This is a genomic window from Vibrio sp. YT-15, from assembly GCF_033337445.1.
Lineage (GTDB): Bacteria > Pseudomonadota > Gammaproteobacteria > Enterobacterales > Vibrionaceae > Vibrio > Vibrio alginolyticus.
Map to the genome: position 1 here is coordinate 1 of NZ_JAWOQR010000043.1, position 2,297 is coordinate 2,297.

The window sequence follows — 2,297 nt, forward strand, 5'->3', positions numbered from 1 at the left end:
ACGCCGGGGGTCGCGGGTTCGAGTCCCGTCCACTCCGCCACTTATATTAAGCCCCAGTCGAAAGACTGGGGCTTTTTCGTTTGGTCGTGTCCCCTAGAAATGCATTTACACATTGAAGGCGAGACAATACGACTTTCTTTACCCTTTTGGCACATGAGTTTCTCAGGAAGATGGGCCTGCTGCCTGCACTTCCAATTACTCCGAGTTTGTATTATGTCCTCGTTGAAAGATTGGTCATTTGAACAATGAGTCTTTATAACACTCGCCCTCAACCGTAGTAGAATGAATAGTCTTCCTCACTGCGCGTTTTGTTAGCGTCTCTCTTAAACAATAATTTTCTACATCTTATTTCTCAAACATTCATTGCTTCCATGTTTAGAGCGGGACCGTCGTTGCGTGGATTACGCAATTTCCCGAAATATAGTGAGGAAGAGATCTAAGTCTTCCGAAAATTAATGCCTTTTAGAAAACTTTGTTTTCTTTGCTGAACTTGCTAGTAGCGATTAACCTAAGAGGAGTTCTTGAGGAGTATGTTTGATGATGCAACAAATAAAAAATGAAACGCTGAAATCTGTATTTAAGCAATGGTCTTCCGAAGAGGGAATTGTGGTCATCAACCCTGCAACTGAGCAAGAGTTAATTCGGTTAAAGCCTAGTACTCTTGATGAGTTAGATGATCTCATTGGTCAGTGCAAAACGGAGCAAGTCCGTTGGGCTAAATTAAGTGCCAAAGAGCGCTCTCGTCGTTTGAGGGGGTGGTATCAACTACTTCTTGATAATGCAGAAGACATAGCCACGATTATTACCTTAGAGCAGGGTAAACCTTTAGCTGAGAGCAAAGGGGAAGTGATGTATGGTGCCTCTTTTGTCGAGTGGTTCTCAGAAGAAGCAAAACGTGCTTATGGCGAAGTTATTCCTGCCCCCACGACAGATAGACGTCTATCTGCAATTCGCCAGCCTGTGGGAGTATGCGCTGCAATTACACCTTGGAACTTCCCTATTGCGATGATTACAAGAAAAGCAGCACCAGCCCTAGCGGCAGGTTGTGGCATGTTGATCAAGCCATCAGAGCTTACCCCTCTCACTGCAATTGCTGTTGTTGAATTAGCTTATCAGGCTGGTATCCCTAAAGAACTGCTTTCTGTCGTGGTGTCGGAGCAGGCTGCTGAGTTTGGTCAAGTACTAAGTACTGATCCTAGGATTCAGAAGATCTCTTTTACGGGGTCTACGCGCGTTGGGAAAATTTTGATGAAGCAAGCCAGTGATTCAGTCAAGGCGGTGTCGATGGAGTTGGGTGGTAATGCGCCTTTCATCGTGTTTGAAGATGCAGACTTAGATGAGGCTGCGGAAGGGCTTGTCGCGTCGAAGTTCCGTAATGCAGGGCAAACATGTGTTTGTACCAATCGGCTATATGTTCATAAAAATGTAAAACAAGCTTTTATTGATAAAGTATTGTCGAAGTTAAGCAAATTAAAGCTTGGAAATGGTTTAGAGAAAGGTGTCACATTAGGTCCTGTTATTACGATGGCCTCTAAGCATCGACTAGAGGCGGTGATCGATCAAGCTGTACAAGAAGGAGCCTCTATTGCTAACTCTCCACAGAGACGGCCTGGTCGCTTTATGGAGCCCGTTCTTTTGGATAGTGTGACGCAGAATATGTCGATTGTTCAGCAAGAGCTATTCGGGCCTGTGTTGCCTATTGTTACCTTTGAAAATGATTATCAAGTTCTCGAAATGGCGAACGATACAGAATATGGTTTGGCTTGCTATTTCTATACGAATAGCTTGAAGCGTATTATGGCTTTTAGTGAAGGTTTAGAGTACGGCATGGTTGGAGTTAATGAAGGGATCATCTCTACTGAAGTGGCTCCATTTGGTGGAGTTAAAGAGTCGGGTGTTGGACGGGAAGGTGCTAAGCAAGGACTCGATGAATATCTGGAGACAAAGTATATTTGTCTTGGTGGTTTAAGCTGATTTCAGAGATGGCCGATTGAATTAAAAAGCTAGGTTTTTACCTGGCTTTTTTTAGTTGAAAGATACACCATTTGCCACGCGCGTTTGTGGTTAATATTTTCTGGTTACTTAGTGAGTCGATAGTTAGCTTGCGGTAAGCGGTTTTTAATAATCAAAGCGCTTATGTTATTTCGTGGGTAGTAGGAGAGAGCTTAGCTTTAAACTAATACAAAAAAGCCGCATCAAGTGATGCGGCTTCTTCTAATATGGCTCCTCCTGCTGGGCTCGAACCAGCGACCTGCGGATTAACAGTCCGTCGCTCTACCAACTGAGCTAAGGAGGAA

The 2,297-nt window shown here is 44.1% G+C and carries 1 protein-coding gene and 1 tRNA gene; one reads left to right on the top strand and one right to left on the bottom strand.

The features are described 5' to 3' along the window. Positions 1-537: 537 nt before the first annotated feature. Entirely contained in the window at positions 538-1,974 is a 1,437-nt protein-coding gene (locus tag R7D93_RS25050) for an NAD-dependent succinate-semialdehyde dehydrogenase (RefSeq protein WP_081007970.1), read from the top strand. A 246-nt stretch (positions 1,975-2,220) separates the two neighbouring features. Here R7D93_RS25050 and R7D93_RS25055 read toward each other — a convergent pair. Continuing rightward, positions 2,221-2,296, bottom strand: a tRNA-Asn gene (locus tag R7D93_RS25055). Position 2,297 lies beyond the last annotated feature (1 nt).

Excerpts from the sequence above, each read along its gene's own strand:
- R7D93_RS25050 (WP_081007970.1), top strand. The coding sequence starts at position 538 with ATGATGCAACAAATAAAAAATGAAACGCTGAAATCTGTATTTAAGCAA.